Origin of the sequence: Streptomyces sp. NPDC090083, from assembly GCF_044747445.1 — a bacterium.
In the GTDB taxonomy this organism is placed as follows: Bacteria; Actinomycetota; Actinomycetes; order Streptomycetales; family Streptomycetaceae; genus Streptomyces.
Window position 1 is genome coordinate 69,408 of sequence record NZ_JBIVED010000005.1, and the last position, 22,781, is coordinate 92,188.

Sequence of the window (22,781 nt, forward strand, 5' to 3'; positions counted from 1 at the left end):
CGCGCGGCGGGGCGCCACCCTCTTCGGGTGACGCCCCGCATCTGTGTCCCGGTCAGGTCAGTCGGCTGGAGTCAGTGCGACCTCGGCGCTGCCCGAGAGGGCCGGCAGGCCGGCCGGCGGGGTGTCCGTGTAGGTGGCGTTGAACACCGCCTTCAGGTTGTCCGCGCCGGCATGTCCGCCGTCCACGAAGGTTTCGAACGATCCGGAGCAACCGCTGCTCGAGGACAACGGGTGGCCGTGCGAGTCATGGCCGAGGATGAACGAGACGGTGACCTTCGAGCAGTCCACGGGCTGGTCGTCGGTGATGGTGACCTGCCAGGTGACCGTGTCACCCCAGTGGAACGCCGTACCGCCGTGCGGAGCCGGATCGGTGGTGAGCGAGACCACCGGTGCCTTGTTCCCGACCACGACGGGAACGGACGCGGAGGCCGAACGTCCGGTGCTGTCGGTGACCTTCAGCGTGGCGTCGTAGACGCCGTTCTCGTCGAACGTATGCTTCGGGTTGGCTTCCCTGGAGTCCACGGTGCCGTCGGCGTCGAAGTCCCACGCGTAGCGCAGGGCGTCACCGTCGGCGTCCTTCGTGCCGGCGCTGGAGAACTGGACCGTCAGCGGGCTGGTGCCGTTGACCACGTCCGCGGCGACCTTGGGCTCCGGGGTGCGGTTCCCGCGGGTGAAGTCGATGCGGGAGAGCTGGGCCTCGGGAAGTTCCGCGAAGTACCCGGTGCCGTACTCCAGGACGTACAGCGCGCCGTCCGGGCCGAACTCGGCGTCGATCGGGCCGTCCGTCGTGATCGTGGGGATGGCGTCCTCGATCTTCCGGACCTCGTTCTTCTTGCCGAGGGTGATGGCTTTCATCTGGTCGCGGGTCCACTCGTAGAAGAGCGGCTTGCCGTCGAAGTACTGGGGCCAGCGGTTCTGGGCCGTGTTCCGCTTGTCGTACCGGTACACCGGTCCGCCCATGGGGCCGATGCCGCCCGTGCCGAGTTCGGGGAACGTGTCGGAGGCTCCGTAGCCGTAGACGATCTCCGCGTCCGTGACCGGTGGCAGCTGGCTGCGGCCGGTGTTGTGGCGCGAGTCGTTGACCGGCTTGGCGCAGTCGAACGCGCCGCCCGAGGTCTGGGTCGCGAAGTCGTAGTCCTGGTAGGGCTGGTCCCGGGTGACGCACATCGGCCATCCGTAGTTGGCGGGGCGGTCGATGACCATCCAGCGTCCCTGGCCGGCGGGGCCGCGGCCGGGGTCGGCCTTGTTGGCGTCGGGTGAGTAGTCGCCGACGTAGAGCTTGCCGGAGCGCTCGTCCACGGCGAAGCGGAACGGGTTGCGCAGGCCCATGGCGTAGACCTCGGGACGGGTCTTCGGGGTGCCCGGCGCGAATAGGTTGCCCTTCGGGACGGCGTAACCGCCGTGGCTCTTGGGCTTGATGCGCAGGACCTTGCCGCGCAGGTCGTTCGTATTGGCCGCGGTGCGCCGCGCGTCGTAGGCCGGGTTGCGGTCGGGGCGGTCGTCGAGGGGGGCGTAGCCGTCGGAGGAGAACGGATTGGAGTCGTCGCCTGTCGACAGGAACAGGTTGCCCTTGTGGTCGAAGTCGATCTTGCCGCCGACGTGACAGCAGATGCCGCGGTCGGCGGGGACGTCGATGACCTTCTGTTCGGTGGCGAAGTCCAGCTTGTTGCCCGCCAGTTTGAACCGCGACAGCCGTGTGACCCCCTTGTACCGGGCGAAGTCCGCGGCCGTCCCGAACTGCGGTGCGTCCCCTTCGTTGACACCCGGGGTGGCCGGGTCGTCCATGGGGGTGTCGAGGCGCGGCGAGTAGTAGACGTAGACCCAGTGGTTCTTGGCGAAGCCGGGGTCGACGGCGATGCCCTGTACGCCTTCCTCGTCGTGCTGGTAGAGCCCGGCGGGGCTCTTCTTCATGTCTGCGGCCAGGAAGTTCACGCCGCTTCGGGGGTCGTGGATGCGGACCTCTCCCGTGCGCGCCGTGTGCAGGACCCGCCGGTCGGGCAGGACGGCCAGGGCCATGGGCTCACCCGGGCGGTCGTTGAGGGTGACCTTCTGGAAGTCCGACGAGGCCGGCGGTGCGGGGTCTGGTCCGGAGGCCTGGGCCGGGGAGAGCGGCAGGAGCCCGACGGCTCCGGCCAACGCAGCCGCCCCTATGAGGGTGACGATCCGTCTGTTGCGCACTCAGAACTCCTTCGGTCTGGTGATGGCTGATCAAAAACCGCGGAGAGTAGCTGAGTTGGACGCTAGGGGGCCCACTTTCGCCTCGTCAAGGACAAAGTTTTAACTTTTTTGAGGAAAGTTTGTAGAGCTATAACGGATGATTTCCGGCATGCCTGGGACCCGCCCGGTGTCGGTGCACCGGGCGGGACTCCTGGGTGGTTCTCCCTCAGTTACACGCGCGCAGGGCCGCGAGGTTGTCGTAGCCGGTCCGGGCGAACGCCAGGGACTGGCCGGGGTCGCTCGTGCTCGGGGCGTTGTCTTGCTCGACCATCGGGTTGTGGTAGTTCTTCGCGCCCACCCGGGTGAAGAACCTGCGGTAGTCGATGTCGCCCGTGCCGAACGGCACCATGTCGTAGCCCTGGCCGCTCTGGGTGTTCACGACGCCGTCCTTGGCGTGGAAGAGCGGGAAGCGTTGGGTGTTGCGGACCACGAGTGCCGCCGGGTCGAAGACGTTCTTCCGCTGCGAGCCGTCGTGGGCGGTGTACGTGTGGAACTTGTACCGGGCGACGTGTGCCCAGAAGACGTCCAGTTCCAGGTAGACGTTCTTGCGGTCGGTCGTCTTCAGGAAGTACTCCAGCTTCCGTGTGCCGGAGCTGCGGGTCGGACGGCCCTGGGCGTCGAGCGGACCGCCGTCGAGCAGGAAGTCGTAGGCGCTGTCGTGGTTGTGGGTGTAGAGCTTGATGCCCTCTCTGCGGGCGATGGCGCCCAGGGTGTTCCACTTCTGCGCGGCGGCGTCCCAGTCGGCCCGGTAGGGGGTGCTGGTGGGGTCGGCGCCGGTGCCCATGTGCTCCATGCCGAGGATGTTCGCGATCTCCAGCCAGCGCTTGAAGGCCTCCACGTCGGCCGGCGTCAGCGGCCAGGACGGCGGGATGAAGCCGTGGCTGCCCTGCGCCCTCAGCCCGTACTCGTCGAGCCAGGAGCGCAGCAGCCTCGCGCCCCGGACGGTGCCCAGGTCGGCGCCGCCGGGCGCGTTGGCGTGCTGGCCGTAGCCGGCGAACTCCACCTGGCGGTAGCCGAAGCGCGACAGCTGACGGAAGACCTCGCGGAAACCGGAGGGCAGGTCGGAGGCGAGCGGGTCGCGAGCGGTGGCGTCGCGGACGGTGTAGAGGATGATGCCGCGCTTGTCCGGCGGAACCAGGGTGCCGCGGCCCCGGTCGTGGCCGGCGGCTTCGGATCTGCCCTGCGCCAGGGCAGGGGCGGCGCCGAAGACGGGGGCGGCGATGGCCCCGGCGGTGGCGACCGTGCAGGTGCTGAGGAAACGGCGGCGGCTGACGCCGAGGCTTCGGCGCAGGGCGTCGCCGGTGACGGCTTCGTCGTTGAACGCGGTCACAGTGGTTCTCTCTTTCGTCGTCGCGGTGCTGCGGGTGTCTGACGGCCGCCGCCTCAGGAGAGGCCGGCGAGCCCCAGGAGAAGGGACTTCACATCGGTGGCCGCAACGCGGCCGGATACTGCGCGGGGGGTGGAGACCAGGACGAGCGGACCTTCTTCGTCGCTCGCGGGGCGGCGGCCGTGGCTGCCGCGGATGGGTGAGGGGTCGAGGGGTACGACGGCGAGCCGGTACCGCATGCCGAGCTTCTTGCGGGCCACCGCCTTGGCGGCTTTGAGCCGCACGTAGGGGTCACCGGGGTCCATGAACAGCTCGACGGGGTCGTAGCCGGGTTTGCGGTGGATCTCGACGAGCTGGGCGAAGTCGGGGGCGCGGGCGTCGTCGAGCCAGTAGTAGTAGGTGAACCAGGCGTCCGGGGCGGCGACCGCCACCAGTTCGCCGGAGCGCGGGTGGTCGAGTCCGTTCGACTTCTTGCCGTCGTCGTCGAGGATCTCCTCGATGCCGGGGAGGCCCTGGAGCGCATCACGGGTGGCTGCCAGGTCCTCGGGCCGGCGGACGTAGACGTGCGCCAGCTGGTGGTCGGCGACGGCGAAGGCACGGGAGGCCATCGGGTCGAGGTACTCCATGCCGTGCTGGGTGTGGACCTCCAGCAGCCCGGCGCGCCGCAGGGCGCGGTTGATGTCGACGGGGCGGCTGACCGGCGTGATGCCGTACTCGGACAGGGCCACGACCGTGCGGCCATCGGCACGGGCGTCGTCGAGCAAGGGGCCGATGACGGCGTCGAGTTCGGCGGCGGCGCGGTGGGAGCGGGGATCGTCGGGGCCGAATCGCTGGAGGTCGTAGTCGAGATGGGGCAGATAGCACAGGGTCAGGTCGGGCCGCCGGGTGCGCATGACGTGGCGGGTCGCGTCTGCGATCCACCGGCTGGAGACGATGTCCGCGCCCGGTCCCCAGAAGTGGAAGAGCGGGAAGGTGCCGAACTGCGCGGTGAGTTCGTCGTGCAGGGCTGCCGGGCGGGTGTAGCAGTCGGGTTCCTTGCGTCCGTCGGAGTAGTAGACGGGACGAGGGGTGACGGTGATGTCGGTGTCGGCGCCCATGGCGTACCACCAGCAGATGTTGGCGACCGTGTAGCCGGGGTGGGCGCGGCGCGCCGCGTCCCAGAGTTTGTCGCCGGCGACCAGTCCGTTGTGCTGGCGCCACAGCAGTACGTCACCGAGCTCGCGGAAGTACCAGCCGTTGCCGACGATGCCGTGCTCGGCGGGAAGTTCGCCGGTGAGGAAGGTGGACTGTGCGGTGCAGGTGACGGCCGGGAGCACGGTGGACAGGTTCGCCCGCGAGCCGGAGGCGGCCAGTGCCTTGAGGCGGGGCATGTGGTCGAGGAGCCGCGGGGTGAGGCCGACCACGTCGAGGACCAGGAGCGGAGTCGGGTGGCTGCTCATGGCAGCTCCTTCAGGCCGAGGCCGGTGAGCAGGTCGCGGGCGAGGGCCAGTTCGGCCGCGATGCCCTCCACGAGCTGGGTTCTGGTGCGGGGGCGCAGCTTCGGCGGGAGGGCCTGCCAGGTGTAGGTCTCGACTTCGAGGTGGCGGGTGCGGGGCTCCGTGCCGCCCACCAGCAGGGCCAGGGCGTCCTGGAGCACGTGCAGGGTGGAGGTGAGCGGTGCGGCGGGCGGGGCGTGCAGGGGGACGTGGAAGTGGGCGCGCCAGGGGGTGTCGTCGGGCAGGGCATCGCCCGTCAGTGCCTCGCCGAGGTCGTCGGTGCCGTGCAGGCCGGCCGGTGTGAGGGCGCGGGTCTGGTGCAGGAAGCGCGGTTCGGCGAAGGCCGCGAGGGCGTCGCGGACCTCCGGCAGACGGGGGTCCTCGGCGTGCAGGGCGGCCGACAGCTGCGCCTTGGGAACGCCGATGCCCGCTGCGTCGAGCGCGGCCAGTGCGGTGGCCGGGTCCTCGAAGGAGGTGGCGAGATGGCAGGTGTCGACGCACACGCCGATACGGTCGCCGGGCAGGGCGGTGAGCGGTCCGATCGCGTCCGCGGTCGTCTCCACCGTGCAGCCGGGCTCCGGTTCGAGGGCGATACGGATCGATTTGCCGGTCAGTTGCTCCAGCGCGTCGAGCCGCTCCGCCAACGTGGTCAGCGCGGCACCGGCGGTGGCGGCGGCGTGCTCGTCGTAGTCGGTCCGCCAGGCGAGCGGCAGGGTGGAGATGGTGCCCTCGCTGACGTCGTCCGGCAGCAGCTCCGTCAGGAGCCGGGCCAGGCCGGTGGTGTAGGCGAGGCGTTCGGTGTCGGCCCAGTCGGGCTTGTAGACGCGGTACTTGACCTCGTCCGCGCCGAATCCCGCGTAGGGGAATCCGTTGAGGGTGACGACTTCGAGGCCGCGCCGGTTCAGCTCGGCCCGGAGTCGCCGCAGCGCCGCCGGGTCGGCGATCAGCGCGCGTGCGGCGTCGCCGGCGAGCCACAGGCCGATGCCGAGGCGGTCGCGTCCTAGGGCTCTGCGGACGGGCTCGCAGTGGTCGCGGAGCTGGGCGAGGACACCGTCGAGGGTCTCGGCGGGGTGGACGTTGGTGCAGTAGGCGAGGTGCACCGTCGAGCCGTCGGCATGGCGGAAACGCATGGCTCACTCCCCGCCGCGCAGGACGGAGTTGCCCTCGTGCAGGCCCTCCGGCTTCGGGACGTCCAGCCGGAGACGGCCGCTGAGCCCGTAGAAGGCCGCCGGGTTGCGCCACAGCACCTGGTCGACGTCGTCCTCGCCGAAGCCGGCCGCAAGCATGGCGTCGGCGACCTTGCGGGTCTTCAGCGGGTCGCTCTTTCCCCAGTCGGCGGCCGAGTTGACGAGGACCTTCTCCGTCCCGTACGTCTTCAGGATCGTGACCATGCGGTCCTCGTCCATCTTGGTGTCCGGGTAGACGGAGAAGCCGAGCCAGCAGCCGCTGTCCCTCGCGTGCTCGACCGTCGTCTCGTTGAGGTGGTCCAGCAGCACCCGCTCCACCGGCAGACTCGACTCGCGCACGACGTCGACGGTGCGGTGCAGTCCGGCGAGCTTGTCCCGGTGGGGCGTGTGGACCAGGGCGGGCAGGCCGTGGTCGGCGGCGAGCTGAAGCTGGGCGGCCAGCGCGGTGTCCTCCGCCGGTGTCATGGAGTCGTAGCCGATCTCGCCGACGGCGACGACGCCGTCCTTGGCCAGGTAGCGGGCCAGGGCGCCCAGGACCGGCGTGCAGCGCGGGTCGTTGGCCTCCTTGGGGTTGAGCGCGAGGGTGCAGTGGTGGGCTATGCCGTACTGGGCCGCGCGGAAGGGTTCCCAGCCGAGGAGGGCGTCGAAGTAGTCGTAGAAGCTGGCCGGAGCGGTGCGGGGCTGCCCGAGCCAGAAGGACGGTTCGACGACCGCGCGTACACCGGCGGCGTACATCGCCTCGTAGTCGTCGGTGGTACGGGACGTCATGTGGATGTGCGGGTCGAAGATGCGCATCAAAGCTCCTTGGGGTCCTTGCCCGTCAGGGTCAGCACGCGGCCGAGGTCGCCGGGGACGGCGCGGCCGGCGGCCGTCCGCTCGGCGGCGTAGTCGGTGAGCATGCGGGCCAGTTCGCGGTCGCCGGCCGCGCGGTGCGCCAGGCTCGCGACCGCGTCGAGGGGGACGCCGGTGAACAGGCACTTCAGGACGGCGTGGCGCCAGGCGTGCGGGGCGAGGTGCGCGGCGGTGTAAGGTCCGACGGCCGCGGCGACGAGCCGGGTGTCGTTGCTGCGCAGGGCGTCCTCGACGAGGTGCACGGCGTGCGGACCGTCGACCAGCGCCGGAAGGGCCCGGAGTACGGCGCGGCGTTCGGCGGCGCTGCCGTGCCGGTAGAGCCGGGTCAGGGTCTCCTGTCCCGCCCGGGCCTCGGTCAGCAGCAGCGTGCGGACGGCGTCCGCGTTGTCATGGCCGCAGTGCCGTCCCGCGGCGGCGAACCGCAGCTCCCAGGTGGCGGGCGCGGACACGGCGGGCGCCGTCTGTGCACACGCGGCGTCGGCCAGGGCCTCGGTCAGCCAGGCGCGCGCTCCGTCGTCGGGCAGCAGGTCCTCGACATCGGCGCGGGTCCGGGGAAGCGGGTGCGTCATGTGACGGGCACTCCCTTCGCGGTCGTGGCCTCGATGGTCCGCAGGAACGCGGCGGAGGACCGGGCCAGCTCCGGCCCCGCGTGGGAGTGCCGGGGCAACTCGACGACGGTCAGGCCCCGGTAGCCGATGTCGGCGAGTGCGTCCAGCACGGGCGGAAAGTCGATCTCGCCGTCGCCCAGCGGCAGATGCTCGTGCACCCTGCGGCGCATGTCCTCGATCTGCACGTGCCGCAGCCAGGGCGCCGCCTCCCGGACGCACTCGGCGGGCGGGGCCGGCTCCAGGCACTGGCAGTGGCCGATGTCGAGGGTCAGGCCGAGCGGAGCGGGGTCGCCGAGGACGGTGCGCAGGTGATGGAAGTCGGCGAGGGTGGCGAGGAGGTGTCCGGGTTCGGGTTCGATCGCGATCGGCACGCCGCTGGCGGCCGCCGCGTCGAGGACGGGAAGCAGCGCCTCCCGGAGGCGGCGCCACGCGGTGTCGTCGTCGGTGCCGGGCGGGGTGATGCCGCTGAAGCAGTGCACGGCGTGGGCCCCGAGGTCCGCCGCGACCCGGACCGCCGTGAGCAGCAGCCGGGTGCGGGCGGCACGGCCCTCGGTGTCCGCGTCGAGCAGTGACGGACCGTGCTTGCGGCGCGGGTCGAGCACGTAACGCGCGCCGGTCTCGACGGTGGCGGTGAGGCCGAGTTCGCCGAGCCGGCGGCCGACCCGGGAGGTGCGGGCGGCGAGATCGTCCGCCAGCGGGTCGAGATGCATGTGGTCGAGCGTGAGTCCGACGCCGTCGTAGCCCAGGTCCGCGAGCAGGCCGAGGGCGTCGTCGAGACGGAGGTCGGTGAGGCCGTTGGTGCCGTAGCCGAGGCGCAGTCGCTGCCGGCCGCTCATGTGGGGCTCACCTTCCGGGCGAGGGCACGGGCCGCGGGTGCGAGCCCGAGCACGGCGAGTGCGGTGCCGTTCGCTCCGGACCGGGCGGCGAGCGCGGCCTGGAGCGGGATCATGGCGCGGATGCCGCCGCCGACGGCGCGCTGCGTGAGAGGTGGGGACGGGTTGAGGACGGCGTGCAGGAAAGGACCGGCGGCGGTGCGGACGTACGCGGCGGCCGACAGCGCCGGGACGGGTCCCGCCGTCGCGCCGGTCCGGGACAGCAGCAGACCGAGCGTGGTGGTCAGGCCGAGCGCGGCGAGGGGGGTGCGCGTCGAACCGCCGTGTGCTTCGTGCCGTGATACAGCGGTGACGGCGTAGGTGTGGACGGCCAGCGCGGCGGCCGGAGCCGCGGCACGGAAGGCGGTGCCGGGCGTGGCAGGTACTCCCCCGCTCCGCTCTGTCCTGTGCCCTCTCCCCCGGCCGGGCCTCGCGGACGGTGGTGGGTCGGCGGCTCTGCGGGCGGTCGGCGTCGTGGTGGGCGCGGAGAGGGTTGCCGTAGCGCCGAGCAGGAGGTCCAGGGCGCGGGCCGCGGCCATCGCCGCCGGGGCGGCGGGGGTGTGCTTCAACCGGAGATCGTAGGCCCAGACCGTGGCGGTCAGGGTGGTCGCCACCGCGAGTGCGGGCCGGCCGGCGCGGGCGGCGGAGGTCAGGCCCGCCGCGGTCAGGAGTCCGGCGGCTGTCAGCGCCGCTGTCGGGGAGACACGGCCGGAGGGAACGGGTCGGTGGGGGCGGTCGAGGGCGTCCTCGTCGCGGTCGGCCCAGTCGTTGAGTGCCATGCCCGCCTCGTAGAGGAGGAGCGAGGCGCACGCGGCGTACGCCGTGCCCCGGTTGGGCCGCCGTCCGGTGGCCGCGGCGCCGGCGAGGGCGTCGCCCGGCACGGTGAACAGCGCGGAGACGCGGAGCAGTTCGGCCCAGTCCCGCAGCCGCGCCCGGGGGCCGCGCCGCGGTGCGGTGCCCACGGGTCCCTGGCCGTCTCCGGCCGCGGTGGACTCCGGTGGGTCGGCGGGCGCGAGCGGGGTCGGGGCGGGCGGAGCGGTTCGGATCACGTCGTCCCCCGCAGGCGGTCGGCGAACGACAGCAGGGCGGTGAACTGCTCCGAGAGTCCCGACGGGCCCCCGTCGGGGTCCTTGAAGTAGAAGCCGAGTTCCGGGAGCGGGCCGGACAGGCCCACCTCGTGGGAGCGGGCGACCAGGCGCGCGAGGTCCAGGACGAGCGGTGCCGCCAGGGCCGAGTCGCAGCCCTGCCAGATGGTCTGGAGGATCATGCGCGAGCCGAGGAAGCCTTCGAAGGCGATGTGGTCCCAGGCGGTCTTCCAGTCGCCGAGCACCGGTACGTCGTCGATGTGCACCTCGCCCTGCGGGGGGTGCCCGAGGATGTCGGTCAGGACGCGTTCCTTGCCGGCGTTCTTCGCAGAGGCCGCGCCGGGGTCGGCCAGCGCCGCCCCGTCGCCGCCGCCCAGCAGGTTGGTGCCGGACCAGGCCCGTACCGTCAGGACGCGCTGGACGAACATCGGGGCGAGCACGGCCCGCAGCAGTGTCTGGCCGGTCTTGCCGTCACGGCCCGCGTGCGGAAGTCCGGCGGCCTCGGCGGCTGTTGTGAGCGCCGGGGTGTGCAGCCCGGTGGACGGCGTGAAGTTGACGTAGGGGCAGCCGGCTCGCAGGGCGGCGGCCGCGTAGAGGGAACTGGGCCGTAGCCGCGGGTCTTCGGGTGCGGGCGGCCGTTCCGTGGAGGAGACGTTGACGACGACCACCCGTGCCAGTGCGTTGCGCGCACGGAACGAGGTGAGGTCGGCGGCGAAGTCAGCGATGAGTTCCTCGTCGTCGCGCGTGTCGCCGGGGAGCGGGCCACCGGGTCGTATCTCCTCGTCCGCGGACCGGAGTTCGGCGTGCATGGCCGCGGCGAGTCCGTGCGGCAGGACGCCTGCGTCGGTGAGCTGGTCGGCCCGTTTGGGCAGCGGGCTGTGGGCGGTGTCGTGGCCGCCGAAGACGAGCGAGGACAGGGACGGCAGGCCGGTGCCGTCGAACGGTGGTGTCTCGGTGACCATGCCGGTCGGTCGGTGCAGTCCGGCGGTGACCGCCGCGCATCCGGCGACGGCGGTGGTGGCCACCGATCCGCGGGCGCCGACGAACCAGACACCGGTGCGTGCGGTCTGTCCGCCGGTCCGGGGCTTCGATGCGTTCCCGTCGTTGTTCACGGGTGCCTCCCTGCCATGTCGTTGTTCCGTTGCGGTTGGAGGACGGTGGGCGGGTGCGGGGCCGGTTTCCCCGCCCACCGCCGGCACAGGAGCGGGCCTTGGCCGCGGCCTGGGAGAGCGGCTCCCTGGCGGACGCGGTGACGGCGAACGAGTCGGCGGTGAGTCGTGCGGGATGCGGGGCGGCGGCCGGCCGTGTGCTGTGCACGGATGTCGTCCGGCGGACGGAGCGGTGAGCAGTGCTGCCGGCGGGGTGTGCGCCGTCGCTGTCGGACCACTGTGTGGCGCCTGTGTCTGAGACGGGACCGTAACCCGGTTCGTCCTCCGCAGAAAGGCCTTGCGCAGAAAGAAGTCGAACTTTCTCCAGAGGCAGGACAAAGAGGGGTGCGGGCAGCCCGGACCCGCCCGGCGGCCGTCCGGCGCCGGGCCCTCGCCCGCCTGGATCCGGCGGGCGATCGTCCTGAGCAGAGGTCCCTAGTTGTCGCTTCCTCCGAACGCGGCGTCGAAGGAAGCGGAGGGCGGGTCGAAGTCGAACCGCTTCAGATGGGCGAGCGCTTCCGGCGCGCCGGTGAGGCGGTCCATGCCGGCGTCCTCCCACTCCACGGAGACCGGACCGTCGTAACCGATCGAACGCAGCATCCGGAAGACGTCCTCCCAGGGGACGTCCCCGTGCCCGGCGGAGACGAAGTCCCAGCCGCGCCGCGGATCGCCCCATGGCAGGTGGGAACCGAGCCGCCCGTTGCGCCCGTCCAGGCGCTTGCGGGCCTCCTTGCAGTCGACGTGGTAGATGCGGTCCCGGAAGTCGTAGAGGAAGCCGACCGGGTCCAGGTCCTGCCAGACGAAGTGGCTGGGGTCGAAGTTGAGCCCGAAGGCGGGCCGGTTGTCCACGGCATCCAGGGCGCGTCGGGTGGTCCAGTAGTCGTAGGCGATCTCGCTCGGGTGGACCTCGTGGGCGAAGCGGACGCCCTCGGTGTCGAACACGTCCAGGACCGGGTTCCAGCGCTCCGCGAAGTCCTCGTAGCCGCGTTCGATCATCCGCTCCGGCACCGGCGGGAACATCGCCACCAGGTGCCAGATCGACGACCCGGTGAATCCGACGACCGTGTCGACGCCGAAGGCCGCCGCGGCACGAGCCGTGTCCTTGATCTCGGCCGCGGCCCGCTGCCGTACGCCCTCGGGCTCCCCGTCGCCCCAGATGCGGGCGGGCAGGATGCCCTGGTGCCGTTCGTCGATGGGGTTGTCGCAGACGGCCTGGCCGACGAGATGGTTGGAGATCGCCCAGCATGTCAGGCCGTACTTGTCGAGCAGGGCGTGCCGTTCGGCGAGGTAGGACGGATCGGTCAGCGCCTTGTCGACCTCGAAATGGTCTCCCCAGCAGGCGAGTTCGAGGCCGTCGTAGCCGAAGTCGCGGGCCAGCCGGCAGACCTCCTCCAAGGCCAGGTCGGCCCACTGACCGGTGAACAGGGTGAACGGGCGGGGCATGGCGGCTCCAAGAGAGACGGGGTTCGTGCCGGATCGCTACCGGACTTCGGCCACGACGGCCTGGACAGGGGTGTACACGGCGTTCTTCTGCGCGCTCTCCTCCACCGCGGCGAGTACCCGCTGCACCTGGAGACCGTCGGCGAACGACGGGATCGGATCGGTGCCGGAGGCGATGGCCCCGACCAGATCGCGGGCCTGGTGGACGAAGGTGTGCTCGTAGCCGAGCACGTGGCCGGGCGGCCACCAGCCCTCCAGGTACGGGTGCTCGGGCTCGGTGACGACGATCCTGCGGAACCCCGCGGTGGCGGCGGGCTCCCGGTGGTCGTGGAAGGACAGCTCGTTGAGGCGTTCGAGGTCGAAGGCGAGCGAACCGAACTCGCCGTTCACCTCCAGGCTCAGGGCGTTCTTGCGCCCCGATGCCATCCGGGTCGCCTCGAACGAGGCGAGCGCCCCCGAGGCGAGCCGGCCGGTGAACACGACCGCGTCGTCGACCGTGACCGGCCCGCGCCGGGTGCCACCGGAAGCGGTGAGGCCGGAGGAGACACCGTCGAGGTGGGGGCGTTCCTTGACGAAGGTCTCCATCTGGGCGGAGACCCCGACCAGCGGCTCACCCGCCAGGTACTGGGCGAGGTCGACGATGTGCGCGCCGAGGTCGCCCAGCGCCCCCGACCCCGCGTGGTCCCGCTGCAGCCGCCACGTCAGCGGGAAGTCGGGGTCGACGAGCCAGTCCTGGAGGTAGCGGACCCGCACATGGCGCAGTGTGCCCAGCCTGCCGTCCGCGATGAGCCGGCGGGCGTAGGCGAGGGCGGGCACGCGCCGGTAGTTGAAGCCCACCATCGCCAACTGGCCGCGCGAGCGGGCCGCTTCGGCGGCCGTCGCCATGGCCTCGGCCTCGGCGACCGAGTTGGCCAGCGGCTTCTCGCACAGCACGTGCTTGCCCGCCTCCAGCGCGGCGATCGCGATCTCCGCATGGCTGTCGCCCGGTGTGCAGATGTCGACGAGCTGCACGTCGTCGCGGGCCACGAGGGCGCGCCAGTCGGTCTCCGCCGCGGCCCAGCCGTGTTTGTCCGCGGCCGCCCGCACGGCGTGCGCGTCGCGGCCGGCGATCGCGGCCAGCACCGGCCGCAGCGGCAGGTCGAACACGTGCCCCACGGTGCGCCACCCCTGTGAGTGCGCGGCGCCCATGAACGCGTAGCCGACCATGCCCACGCCGATTGCCGGCGGAGCGGTCCGACTGTCCCTCTGTTCCATACGGATCTCCTCGTCGGAGTGTCAGTGACTCGTCGCTGTGTTCGCGGGGCCGAGGCCCGGACCGGTCAGATGAAACCGGTCGGCAGGTACTGGTCGACGTTGTCCTTGGTGACCACGGCCGAGTAGAGCGTCACCGAGGACGGGATCTCGAACTCGGCGAGACCGCCGACACCCTTGCCCTGGGCGAGCGCCCGCGCCAGGTCGATGGCGGACGCGGCCATCGTCGGCGGGTACAGGACGGTCGCCTTGAGCACCCCCTTTCCGGCCTTGATGGCGTCCATCGCGGACTTGGCCCCCGCGCCGCCGACCATCAGGAAGTCGTCGCGGCCTGCCTGGTCGATGGCCCGCAGCGCACCCACGCCCTGGTCGTCGTCGTGGTTCCACAGCGCGTCGAACTGCGGCTGGGCCTGCAGCAGTTGCGCCATCTTGGCCTGGCCGGACTCGACCGTGAAGTCGGCCGCCTGGCGGGCCACCTTGCGGATGTTGGGGTAGTTCTTCAGCGCGTCGTCGAAGCCCTTGGTGCGCCGCTGGGTGAGTTCGAGGTTGTCGAGGCCGGCGAGTTCGACGACCTTGGCGTTCTTCCTGCCCTTGAGCTGTTCGCCGATGTAGTGGCCGGCGTTGAGCCCCATGCCGTAGTTGTCGCCGCCGATCCAGCAGCGGTACGCCTGCGGGGAGGCGAAGACGCGGTCCAGGTTGACGACGGGGATACCGGCCTTCATGGCCTGGAGACCGACCTGGGTCAGTGCCTTGCCGTCGGCCGGCAGGATCACCAGGACGTCGACCTTCTTGTTGATCAGCGTCTGGATCTGGCCGATCTGCTGGGCGATGTCGTTGGAACCCTCGGTGATCTCCAGCGTGACGTCGGAGTACTTGCCGGCACGGGACTTGGCGTTGTCGTTGATGGCGTTCAGCCAGCCGTGGTCGGCCTGCGGGCCGGCGAAGCCGATGGTGACGGCCTTGCCCGGCTTGTCGTCCGCCACCGGCGCGTTGTCCGCGGCCGCTTCCTCGTTCTTGGGGTCATTGCTGGTGCAGGCCGTCATCAGCGCACCGGCGGACACGGCCGCGGTACCGAACAGCAGCGCTCTGCGGCTGGTGGCAGGGGTTCTGGGCATGGCGGATCGACCCTTCGACTGGGCGGTGTGTGTCGGATGAAGGCTGTGGGGGTGCCGGATGGTGGCTACGGGGGTGCCGGACGGCGGTGTCAGGGGCCGCCGTCGGGCGGTGTGAGGCAGGGCGTCGGGTGGGGCGCCGAGGCGTCAGGCGTCGCCGTGCGGCGAGCGGCGCTGGACCAGGACGGCGGCGACGATGATGGCGCCCTTGGCGATCTGCTGGACAGCGGTCTCAAGGTTGTTCAGGGCGAAGATGTTGGTGATGGTGGTGAAGACCAGCACCCCGAGGACGGAGCCGACGATGGTGCCGCGGCCGCCGCTGAGCAGGGTGCCGCCGATGATCGCGGCGGCGATGGCATCCAGCTCGTAGAGGTTGCCGTTGGTGTTCTGGCCCGACCCGGCGAGCACGATCAGCATGAACGCGGCGATCCCGCAGCACAGTCCGGACAACAGGTACAGATACAGACGCTGGCGGCGGACGTCGATGCCTGCCAGGCGCGCCGCTTCCGCGTTGCCGCCGACCGCGACGGTGCGGCGGCCGAAGGTGGTGCGGTTGAGCAGCAGCCAGCCGATGACGGTGACCGCGGCGAACATCAGAACGAGCGGTGGGACGCCGAGGATGTAGGAGTCCCTGGCACCGAGATCGAGCACGGACTGGACGCTCACGATCTGGGTGGTGCCACCCGTGATCTGCAGCGCCAGGCCCCGGGCGGAGGCGAGCATGGCCAGCGTCGCGATGAACGGCACCATCCTGCCGTAGGCGATCAGCAGGCCGTTCACGAGACCGCAGCCCACGCCGACGATCACGGCGGTGAAGAGGATGCCCGCGAAGCCGAAGTCCTGTGTGGCCACCGTCGTCGCCCACACCGAGGCGAGCGCCACCATCGCGCCGACCGACAGGTCGATACCGCCGCTGGTGATGACGAACGTCATGCCGACGGTGACGACGCCGATCACCGACGCCTGGGTGAGGACGAGTTGCAGATTGCTCGTCTTAAGGAATTCGTCCGGTGCGGTGATCCCGCCGACCGCGACGAGCACGGCGAGGACACCGAGCAGGGAGAGGGTACGCACGTCCCCCCACCCGCCCAGTGGCCGGCGTGCTCCCGAACGCTCCTTGTCCGCCGCGGCCTTGGCCGTGGACGTCGGCGCGTCCTTGTGTGCTGGAGCGGCTGGCTGCGTCATGACGTTGGGCTCCCTTCCATCACAAGATCGAGTACACGGTGCTCGTCGAGCTCCCGGGCGTCCGCCGTGTGCACGACGGTGCCTTCACGGAGCACCAGCACCCGGTCGGCGAGCCCCAGGACCTCGGGCACCTCGCTGGACACGAGCAGCACGGCCAGACCCTCGTCGGCCAGGCGGCGGATCACCGTGTAGAGCTCCGCCCGGGCACCGATGTCGACACCCCGGGTGGGCTCGTCCAGCAGCAGCACCTTGCAGCCGCGCAACAGCCAGCGTGCGAGCACCGCCTTCTGCTGGTTGCCGCCGGACAGCGTCCTGATCGCGGCATCGGGATTGTCGGGCCGCAAGGACAGCTCCCGGACCGCCTGGTGCGCCGCCGTCCGCTCGCTACGCCGGTCGAGCCAGCCCGCGCGGGCGAACCGGGACAGGGTGGAGATCGAGACGTTGCTGCTGACCGACTCCAGCATCAGCAGGCCCTGGGCCTTGCGTTCCTCGGGCGCGAGGCCGATGCCGGCGCGCACGGCGGCCCGGACGCTGCCGGGACGCAGCGGCGCGCCGTCCACGAGGACACGACCGCCGTCGGGCTTGCGTGCCCCGTAGACCGTCTCCAGGATCTCGCTGCGCCCGGAGCCGACGAGTCCGGCCAGACCGACGATCTCACCGGGCCGCAGCTCCAGGTCGACGGGCGCGAACTCCCCTCGCCGGGTGAGTCCTTCGACCCTCAGTACCGGTTCCCTCCTCTCGGCGAACCCGGCCTCGGGCCGCTCGGGAAAGACGTACTCCACATTCCGCCCGGTCATCAGGGCCACGACGTCATGGGTCGGAGTGGACTTGGCGGGCAGACCGTCGGCGACCGACCGGCCCTCCTTCAGCACCGTGACCCGTTCTCCGATGCGCCGGATCTCCTCCAGGCGGTGAGAGATGTAGACGACGGCGACACCCTCGGCCGTCAGATCGCCCACGATCCTGAACAGGTTGTCCACCTCTTCGGGGTCGAGCGCCGCCGACGGCTCGTCCATCACGATCAGCCGTACGTCGTGGGAGAGCGCGCGGGCCATCGAGACGATCTGCTGCTGCGCCGCGGACAGTTCACCGACGAGCCGTGCGGGATCGATCTCCGAGTGCCCGAGCCGCTTCAGCAGTTCCGCGGTCGCCGTGCGGGCGGCCGAGCCGCGCACGACGAAGCCGGCGGAGGTCGGTTCGTGTCCGAGGAAGACGTTCTCCGCGACGGACAGGCCCTCGATCAGGTCGAGTTCCTGGTAGATGGTGGCGATGCCGAGACGCATGGCGGCGATCGGCGATCCCAGGTTCACGGGCTCGCCCTGCCAGGTGATCTCACCGCTGTCGGGCTGGTGGGCTCCGGCGAGCACTTTGATCAAGGTGGACTTGCCCGCGCCGTTCTGGCCGAGGAGGCAGTGGACTTCACCGGCCTGGACGTCGAAGTCCACACCGTCCAGGGCGCGGACGCCGGGAAAGGACTTGGTGATGCCGGACATGGTGAGCAGGGGCGGTAGTGGTGCCATGAAGGATCCCCTCGGCGGATGCGGGCCGTGAGTGGACAGGCTGAACAGGGAGTTCGGGTGTGCGGGCAGCTCCGGGGAACCCCAGGCGTCGTGCGTGCCGGGGCGTACGGGTGGTGCCGGAGAGGGCTTGACGGCCGTGCGATCAACGCGACGGCCGGACCAGGTCACCGAAACGTCAGTCAGTGGTACAGCGCACTAGGGGTTGAGGGCACTAGGGGGTTGAGGGCGCTAGGAGGTTGAGGCAGCGGCCCGGGATTGCGGCCGTGCCATGGGGTTGCGTCGATGCCACGGCATTTCGGCGATGCCATCGGATCGCCGAGGCATTCGGGATGGTCCGTATCCGGTCAGGCAGGCGAGAAGACATGATCGCTGATGAGCCGGGCCGCACCGATGACTCCGGCGTTCGGCCCCAACTCCCCCAGCACGATGGGCAAGTTGCGGGTGGCAAGCGGCAAGGACTGCTGGTACACCTGGGTCCGGACACTGGCGAGCAGCGTGTGGCCGAGCCCGGTCACACCACCGCCGATCACCACCAGGCCGGGGTTGAAGAAACTGACCAGTCCGGCGATGACCTGGCCCAGACGCTTCCCGCCCTCCCTGATCAGTTCGAGAGCCACCTGGTCGCCCGCCACGGCGGCTGCCGACACGTCCGCACCGGTCAGCCGCCCGACCGCTTCCAGCCGGGCGGCAAGCTCCGGCGACCGGCCCGCTCGCGCGGCCTCCTCCGCGTCACCGGCCAGCGCGGCACCGCTGAAATACGCCTCCAGGCAGCCTCGGTTGCCGCACACACACGCACGGCCTCCCGGTTCCACCGGGATGTGCCCGATGTCTCCGGCGCTGCCCGACGCCCCCCTGTAGACCACGCCACCGACCACGATCCCGCAGCCGATGCCGGTGCCGATCTTGATGCACAGGAAGTCACGCGCGGATCGCGCCACACCTGCGTGCTGCTCTCCTACGGCCATCAGGTTCACGTCGTTGTCGACCATGACCGGACAGCCGAGTTCCTGGCTGAGCGCCTCCCGCACCGGGAAGCCGTCCCACCCCGGCATGATCGGAGGCGCGACCGGCACACCTTCCGGGAAGCGGACCGGCCCCGGGACCCCGATGCCGGCGCCGTCGAAACCCTCCACGACACCGGATGCCTTGAGCTTGGCAGCCATCGACAGCACCTGCTCGAAGACCGCCACCGGCCCGTCACGGACGTCCATCGGATGGTTCAGGTGGCCCAGTACCTCCAACTCCGCGTTCGTCACGGCCACGTCGATCGACGTGGCACCGATGTCGACACCGAGAAAGCGCAGCGTCGGCGCGAGCCTGATGTTGTGCGAGCGCCGGCCGCCCCGTGAGGGAGCGAACCCGTCCCCGACGACCAGCCCCGTCGCGAGCAGCCGGTCCACCTCGACAGCCAGCTTCGAACGCGACAGATCCACCAGGTCACCCAGTTGGGCACGGGAGTTGGACCCGCCGTCACGCAGCAGGCGAAGCAGCCGCGCCTGATGCGCGTTCTCGGGTCGAGCAGTCATACGTCTCACGAGCCCCTCCCCTCGTCCCAGGCTGGGCCCAGGGCTCCGTCCTCGTCGGCGGAGTCCCCTGGCTTCGGGAAGGAACGTAGCAGCGATTTGCCAAACCGTGAAGAACTTAGGAGCGAAACGAGACCATCTTTCTCTTCCTAGAGGACAAAGTCTGTGTGGACCCTCGTGCAGAGCCGCAGAGCAGCAGTACTGTCGGCGTCGGCCGAGCCGAGCTACGCGGCGGTCTCGAGGTACGAGCACACGATCGGCATGGCCGAGGGTGGAGTGAATCCGCGACAGGGCGGGGCATGCGGGAACGCCGAGGGCGTCGAACTCAACCGCGAGTGGCCGGTCACCCGGTACGCCTGACCTGGTGATCATCCCCTCGCCGCAGCAGTGCGGGAAGGGAGTGTTCAACGGCGGCCGACCGAAGGCACCTGACCGTGCCGGGCTACGGCGCCTGTCTCGACCGCAGGTTGGCGGTCCCCCCTCCCTGCGGGCCTGCCGCTCCCCTCCGCTCCGCCGCTCCCCGCACCCGTGGAGTTGGTTCCCGGGTTGGACGACCTCGCCGACAGGCACTTGGTGGACGAGGCCGTCGTGGAGAATCCCGATGCCAAGTCGCCCCGCCGCGTCATGCGGGTCGGGACGGCCACCGGCAGTGCCGACCATGTCGTGGGCAGGTGTTGGTGGCGAGCACGGCCGCCGGATCCTCGACGATCCTGCGGATCGGACAGCCGTGGTGTCCGCCGCTTACCCACCGTGTGTTGGTGGTACCAGCCGTCAGTTCATGACGACGCGATTCCAGCCATCTGATGCAGTCGGTCACCGGACCGCCGGTGCACTCGCCACAGCGTGCCGCTCGGCCCACACGGTGGAAACGTCGGCCTCGCGGGGGCAACAAATACCTCGCGCTGACGACCGTCGTGAGCAGACGTCCGCGTTCCGTTCCGAAGGGGGTCCTGGTCACCTGCTTCGGCAGTCGGCACGATCACAACAACACGCCGGGGTTCAGGAGCCCGTCCGGGTCCAGTGCGTCTTTGATGAGGCGGGAGACCTTCAGGGCCCCGGAACCGATCTGGGATTCCAGCGCAGGTCGTTTTGCCCGCCCGACCCCGTGCTCACCGGTGATCGTGCCGCCGAGGTCGATCGCGGTCTCCAGGATGCGGTTGAACGCAGTCCGCGCCCGGTCCTTGGACTCGGAGTCGTAGACGATCGTGGGGTGAACGTTTCCGTCCCCGGCATGGGCGACAACGGGGATCTCGACATCGAGTTCCGCCGCGATCCGCTCGATGTGGGTGAGCAGGTGCGGGAGGCGGTCCACGGGCACTCCGATGTCCTCCGGCAGGAGTGCCCCACGTCTCTCCACAGCCGGTCCCGTGGAGCGTCTGATGTCGACGAAGAGCTCGCCCTCGGCCGGGTCGTCGGTGGTGTACAGCTCGCCGGCACCGCTGTCGCGGCACAGGCGGCCGATGGTCGCGGCGTCTTCCAGGCGCCCTGATCCCGCCGCGTCGGTCTGGGCGAGGAGCAGCGCCGCCGCAGTGCGATCGAGGCCGCTCGGTCGCATGTCCTCCACGTTGTTGATCGTGCGGTTGTCGAGCAGTTCGAGCATCGACGTGACCACCGTGCGACCGATGGCAACGACTGCTTCGCCGGCTTGACTCATCGTGGGGAAGACGGCGACCACGGTCGAGGCGGGCGGCGGGGCGGGCAGGAGTCGCAGGTGGGCGCGGGTGATGACGCCGAGTGTGCCCTCGCTGCCGACGAACAGGGGCAGCAGTGGCAGTCCGGCGACGTTCTTGATCGTCCGGCCACCGAGTTCCAGAAGTGTGCCGTCGGCGAGGACGACCTCGATGCCCAGGACGTAGGCGGCGGTGACGCCGTATTTCACGCAGCACAACCCGCCGGCGTTGGTGGCGATGTTGCCGCCGATGGTGGAGATCTGAAACGACCCGGGGTCGGGTGGGTAGAACAGCCCGTGCTGCGCTGCGGCGGCTTTCACCGAAGCGTTGAGCGCTCCGGCTCCGCATGTGGCCACCCTTGCGGCCGGGTCGACCTGGACGGAGGTCATACCGGCGGTCGAGACGACCAAGCAGCCGTCGACGGCTGTGGCACCGCCGGACAGGCCAGTGCCGGCGCCGCGGGTGACAACGGGGACACGGTGGCGGGTCGCCCAGCGCAGCGAAGCCTGGACATCGGCGGTACTGGCGCAGAGGGCGACGGCACACGGCATTCCTGCCGACGGGTCCGGGACGAAGTCGTGGCGGTATGCCTGGATGGACTCCGGTGCGGTGAGCAGCCGCCCGTCACGGAGTGCTTCGGCGAGTTCTCGTACCTGGGCGCTCATCAGTAACCCGGGGTCGGAACGCGGTCCGGGTCGATCTTCACGTCGATGAGGACCGGCCGGTCACGGCTGGGCAGCGATGCCAGCGCGGCGGCCAGTTCGGCGTGGTCAGTGACGGTGTGGCCGATGCCGCCCAGTGCCTCGGCGACCGGTGCGAGGTCGGGCCAGTCGAAGGTGGAGATCGCAGGGTCCATGCCGCGGGCCCGGAACTGCATGTGCTCGGCGCCGTAGGCGGAGTCGTTCATGACGACCACGACCGCGTCGATGCCGTGCCGAACGAGCGTGGAGAACTCGGTGAGTCCGGCGCTCATGAACCCGCCGTCGCCGCAGACGACCAGCACGGGCCTGTCCGGGCGGCCTGTGTGGGCACCGGCGGCGCTGGCGACGGCGAGCCCGATGGACGCGAAGCTGCAGGTGTGCACATAGGCGGATGGGTGCGGGACCGTGAGCTCGCGGTAGGCGGTGATGATGAACCGTCCGTCGTCGATCACGAGGGTCCGGTCCGCGGGAACAGCGGCGTCGATCTGCGCGAGGGCGAGCTCGACGTCGATGCCGTCGGGCGGCGCGGGCTTGGCGCCGCGGTCGCGGTACTCCTTGAGCGCGGCGGCCAGTTCGTCGGACGCAAAGCCGGTGGGCTCCGTTTCGGCCTCGGCCAAGGAACGGGTCAGCGCGCGCGTGGTGGCCTCCGCGTCACCGAGGACCGACACAGTCGCACCGATCGCACGGGTGAGCGCGGTCGGATCGTTGTCGATGTGGACGACGCGTTTGCCCGCGGTGAGCTCGCCCTTCGATGTGGTCCACGGGTTCAGGGCTGCGCCGACCGCCAGCACGCAGTCGGCGCGCGCGATCGTTTCACTGGCGATGTCGTGCGAGAGCGTGCCGTAGATACCGAGGTCGTACGGGTGGCCGGCGAACAGCCCCTTTCCGCGCAGGCTGGTGGCGACCGGCGCGCCGAGTACCGCGGCGAGCTCGCTCAGGGCGTCCTTGGCTCCGGCGGCTCCTCTGCCGGCCAGAACGATCGGCCGCCGGGCCGAGGCGAGAAGGCCCAGCGCTTCGTCCAGCTCGGCCGGATCGGGCGCGGTCGCCGAGTGGACCGCGGTCGGTATGAAGGGCGGGACTGTGTCGCAGGCCTCGGCCCATTGCAGGTCCACCGGCACGTTGAGCACGACCGGTAGGCGCGCGGACCAGGCACGGCTGATCGCGCCGTACACGTCCGCTGCGACGGTGTCGGCCGAGCGGACGGTCTCGAAGAGCGCGCCGGTCGGCAGGACGATCGACGCTTGGTCGATGTTCTGCAGGTTGTCCCGATCGGCGACCGCCGTGTCGCCCGCGATCAGCAGAAGAGGGGTACGGCTGCGGGAGGCGTCGACCAGGGCCGTGACGGTGTTGGTGAGCGCCGGGCCGTGGGTGACCGTCGCGACGCCGAGTTTTCCGGACGTGGCGGTGTAGCCGGCCGCGGCCAGCACGGCGCCGCCCTCGTGCGAGAAGGAGAGGAAGCGTCCGCCCTGTTCACGGACGTAACTGTCCATGGTGAAGAGGTTCGCATCGCCGAGAACGCCGAAGACCGTGTCCACGTCGGCCTGGTGCAGAGCACGGGCGAGTGCCTGGTGGTATCGCATCCGCATCCGATCCCGCCACGCCACGTCG

At 70.8% G+C, this 22,781-nt stretch carries 18 protein-coding genes; 1 reads left to right on the plus strand and 17 read right to left on the minus strand.

Annotated features, from left to right (window positions below):
• Nucleotides 1-57 precede the first annotated feature (57 nt).
• The 9 genes from ACIPTO_RS19745 to ACIPTO_RS19785 form a co-directional block, all read right to left on the minus strand.
• Complete coding sequence (locus ACIPTO_RS19745; protein ID WP_401193822.1) at nucleotides 58-2,178, minus strand: PQQ-dependent sugar dehydrogenase; 2,121 nt, start codon at nucleotides 2,176-2,178, stop codon at nucleotides 58-60.
• A gap of 205 nt (nucleotides 2,179-2,383) precedes the next feature.
• The gene (locus tag ACIPTO_RS19750; protein ID WP_401193825.1) at nucleotides 2,384-3,547 is read right to left on the minus strand and encodes a sugar phosphate isomerase/epimerase family protein; all 1,164 of its coding nucleotides are present in this window, start codon (nucleotides 3,545-3,547) and stop codon (nucleotides 2,384-2,386) included.
• A gap of 53 nt (nucleotides 3,548-3,600) precedes the next feature.
• Nucleotides 3,601-4,983 carry a nucleotide pyrophosphatase/phosphodiesterase family protein gene (locus ACIPTO_RS19755; protein ID WP_401193828.1) on the minus strand — a complete coding sequence of 461 codons (1,383 nt, stop codon included), beginning with the start codon at nucleotides 4,981-4,983 and terminating at the stop codon, nucleotides 3,601-3,603.
• Nucleotides 4,980-6,149, minus strand: a complete 1,170-nt coding sequence (eboE, locus tag ACIPTO_RS19760) for a metabolite traffic protein EboE (protein ID WP_401193831.1) — start codon at nucleotides 6,147-6,149, stop codon at nucleotides 4,980-4,982. The genes ACIPTO_RS19755 and eboE overlap by 4 nt, the downstream gene beginning before the upstream one ends.
• A gap of 3 nt (nucleotides 6,150-6,152) precedes the next feature.
• Nucleotides 6,153-7,001 carry a TatD family hydrolase gene (locus ACIPTO_RS19765; RefSeq protein WP_401193833.1) on the minus strand — a complete coding sequence of 283 codons (849 nt, stop codon included), beginning with the start codon at nucleotides 6,999-7,001 and terminating at the stop codon, nucleotides 6,153-6,155.
• Nucleotides 7,001-7,627: an EboA domain-containing protein gene (locus ACIPTO_RS19770; RefSeq protein ID WP_401193835.1), complete on the minus strand. Its 627-nt coding sequence runs from the start codon at nucleotides 7,625-7,627 to the stop codon at nucleotides 7,001-7,003. Before ACIPTO_RS19770 ends, ACIPTO_RS19765 begins: the two co-directional genes overlap by 1 nt.
• On the minus strand, nucleotides 7,624-8,502 hold the full coding sequence (locus ACIPTO_RS19775) for a sugar phosphate isomerase/epimerase family protein (RefSeq protein ID WP_401193837.1): 879 nt from the start codon (nucleotides 8,500-8,502) through the stop codon (nucleotides 7,624-7,626). The genes ACIPTO_RS19770 and ACIPTO_RS19775 overlap by 4 nt, the downstream gene beginning before the upstream one ends.
• Nucleotides 8,499-9,587 carry an SCO3242 family prenyltransferase gene (locus ACIPTO_RS19780; RefSeq protein WP_401193840.1) on the minus strand — a complete coding sequence of 363 codons (1,089 nt, stop codon included), beginning with the start codon at nucleotides 9,585-9,587 and terminating at the stop codon, nucleotides 8,499-8,501. Before ACIPTO_RS19780 ends, ACIPTO_RS19775 begins: the two co-directional genes overlap by 4 nt.
• Nucleotides 9,584-10,735, minus strand: coding sequence for an inositol-3-phosphate synthase (locus ACIPTO_RS19785; RefSeq protein ID WP_401193843.1), 1,152 nt, complete (start codon nucleotides 10,733-10,735; stop codon nucleotides 9,584-9,586). The genes ACIPTO_RS19780 and ACIPTO_RS19785 overlap by 4 nt, the downstream gene beginning before the upstream one ends.
• Nucleotides 10,736-10,833: 98 nt before the next feature.
• On the opposite strand from ACIPTO_RS19785, the gene ACIPTO_RS19790 reads away from it, so the two are divergent.
• Nucleotides 10,834-10,968: a hypothetical protein gene (locus ACIPTO_RS19790; RefSeq protein WP_401193845.1), complete on the plus strand. Its 135-nt coding sequence runs from the start codon at nucleotides 10,834-10,836 to the stop codon at nucleotides 10,966-10,968.
• Nucleotides 10,969-11,206: 238 nt separating this feature from the next.
• Here the strand turns inward: ACIPTO_RS19790 and ACIPTO_RS19795 are convergent, their stop codons facing one another.
• From ACIPTO_RS19795 to ACIPTO_RS19830, 8 genes are all read right to left on the minus strand, one after another.
• Nucleotides 11,207-12,214: a sugar phosphate isomerase/epimerase family protein gene (locus ACIPTO_RS19795; RefSeq protein WP_401193848.1), complete on the minus strand. Its 1,008-nt coding sequence runs from the start codon at nucleotides 12,212-12,214 to the stop codon at nucleotides 11,207-11,209.
• A 36-nt stretch (nucleotides 12,215-12,250) separates the two neighbouring features.
• Nucleotides 12,251-13,465, minus strand: a complete 1,215-nt coding sequence (locus ACIPTO_RS19800; RefSeq protein ID WP_401193851.1) for a Gfo/Idh/MocA family protein — start codon at nucleotides 13,463-13,465, stop codon at nucleotides 12,251-12,253.
• A 65-nt stretch (nucleotides 13,466-13,530) separates the two neighbouring features.
• A complete protein-coding gene (locus ACIPTO_RS19805) occupies nucleotides 13,531-14,577 on the minus strand; it encodes a substrate-binding domain-containing protein (RefSeq protein WP_401193853.1) in 1,047 nt (348 codons plus the stop codon).
• Between the two features lie 144 nt (nucleotides 14,578-14,721).
• Nucleotides 14,722-15,759 (minus strand): ABC transporter permease, encoded by a 1,038-nt coding sequence (locus tag ACIPTO_RS19810; protein ID WP_401193855.1) that lies wholly within the window; start codon nucleotides 15,757-15,759, stop codon nucleotides 14,722-14,724.
• Nucleotides 15,756-17,279: a sugar ABC transporter ATP-binding protein gene (locus ACIPTO_RS19815; RefSeq protein WP_401193858.1), complete on the minus strand. Its 1,524-nt coding sequence runs from the start codon at nucleotides 17,277-17,279 to the stop codon at nucleotides 15,756-15,758. The genes ACIPTO_RS19810 and ACIPTO_RS19815 overlap by 4 nt, the downstream gene beginning before the upstream one ends.
• 344 nt (nucleotides 17,280-17,623) lie before the next feature.
• Complete coding sequence (locus tag ACIPTO_RS19820; RefSeq protein ID WP_401193860.1) at nucleotides 17,624-18,805, minus strand: ROK family protein; 1,182 nt, start codon at nucleotides 18,803-18,805, stop codon at nucleotides 17,624-17,626.
• Between the two features lie 976 nt (nucleotides 18,806-19,781).
• Entirely contained in the window at nucleotides 19,782-21,137 is a 1,356-nt protein-coding gene (locus ACIPTO_RS19825; RefSeq protein WP_401193862.1) for an FAD-binding oxidoreductase, read from the minus strand.
• On the minus strand, nucleotides 21,137-22,753 hold the full coding sequence (locus ACIPTO_RS19830) for a thiamine pyrophosphate-binding protein (protein WP_401193865.1): 1,617 nt from the start codon (nucleotides 22,751-22,753) through the stop codon (nucleotides 21,137-21,139). Before ACIPTO_RS19830 ends, ACIPTO_RS19825 begins: the two co-directional genes overlap by 1 nt.
• Nucleotides 22,754-22,781 lie beyond the last annotated feature (28 nt).

Coding starts and splice junctions, on each gene's coding strand:
- ACIPTO_RS19775 (WP_401193837.1), bottom strand. CDS start 8,502: ATGAGCGGCCGGCAGCGACTGCGCCTCGGCTACGGCACCAACGGCCTC.
- ACIPTO_RS19810 (WP_401193855.1), bottom strand. CDS start 15,759: ATGACGCAGCCAGCCGCTCCAGCACACAAGGACGCGCCGACGTCCACG.
- ACIPTO_RS19815 (WP_401193858.1), bottom strand. CDS start 17,279: ATGGCACCACTACCGCCCCTGCTCACCATGTCCGGCATCACCAAGTCC.
- ACIPTO_RS19820 (WP_401193860.1), bottom strand. CDS start 18,805: ATGACTGCTCGACCCGAGAACGCGCATCAGGCGCGGCTGCTTCGCCTG.
- ACIPTO_RS19805 (WP_401193853.1), bottom strand. CDS start 14,577: ATGCCCAGAACCCCTGCCACCAGCCGCAGAGCGCTGCTGTTCGGTACC.
- ACIPTO_RS19755 (WP_401193828.1), bottom strand. CDS start 4,983: ATGAGCAGCCACCCGACTCCGCTCCTGGTCCTCGACGTGGTCGGCCTC.
- ACIPTO_RS19770 (WP_401193835.1), bottom strand. CDS start 7,627: ATGACGCACCCGCTTCCCCGGACCCGCGCCGATGTCGAGGACCTGCTG.
- ACIPTO_RS19800 (WP_401193851.1), bottom strand. CDS start 13,465: ATGGAACAGAGGGACAGTCGGACCGCTCCGCCGGCAATCGGCGTGGGC.
- ACIPTO_RS19830 (WP_401193865.1), bottom strand. CDS start 22,753: ATGCGATACCACCAGGCACTCGCCCGTGCTCTGCACCAGGCCGACGTG.
- ACIPTO_RS19825 (WP_401193862.1), bottom strand. CDS start 21,137: ATGAGCGCCCAGGTACGAGAACTCGCCGAAGCACTCCGTGACGGGCGG.
- ACIPTO_RS19765 (WP_401193833.1), bottom strand. CDS start 7,001: ATGCGCATCTTCGACCCGCACATCCACATGACGTCCCGTACCACCGAC.
- eboE (WP_401193831.1), bottom strand. CDS start 6,149: ATGCGTTTCCGCCATGCCGACGGCTCGACGGTGCACCTCGCCTACTGC.
- ACIPTO_RS19795 (WP_401193848.1), bottom strand. CDS start 12,214: ATGCCCCGCCCGTTCACCCTGTTCACCGGTCAGTGGGCCGACCTGGCC.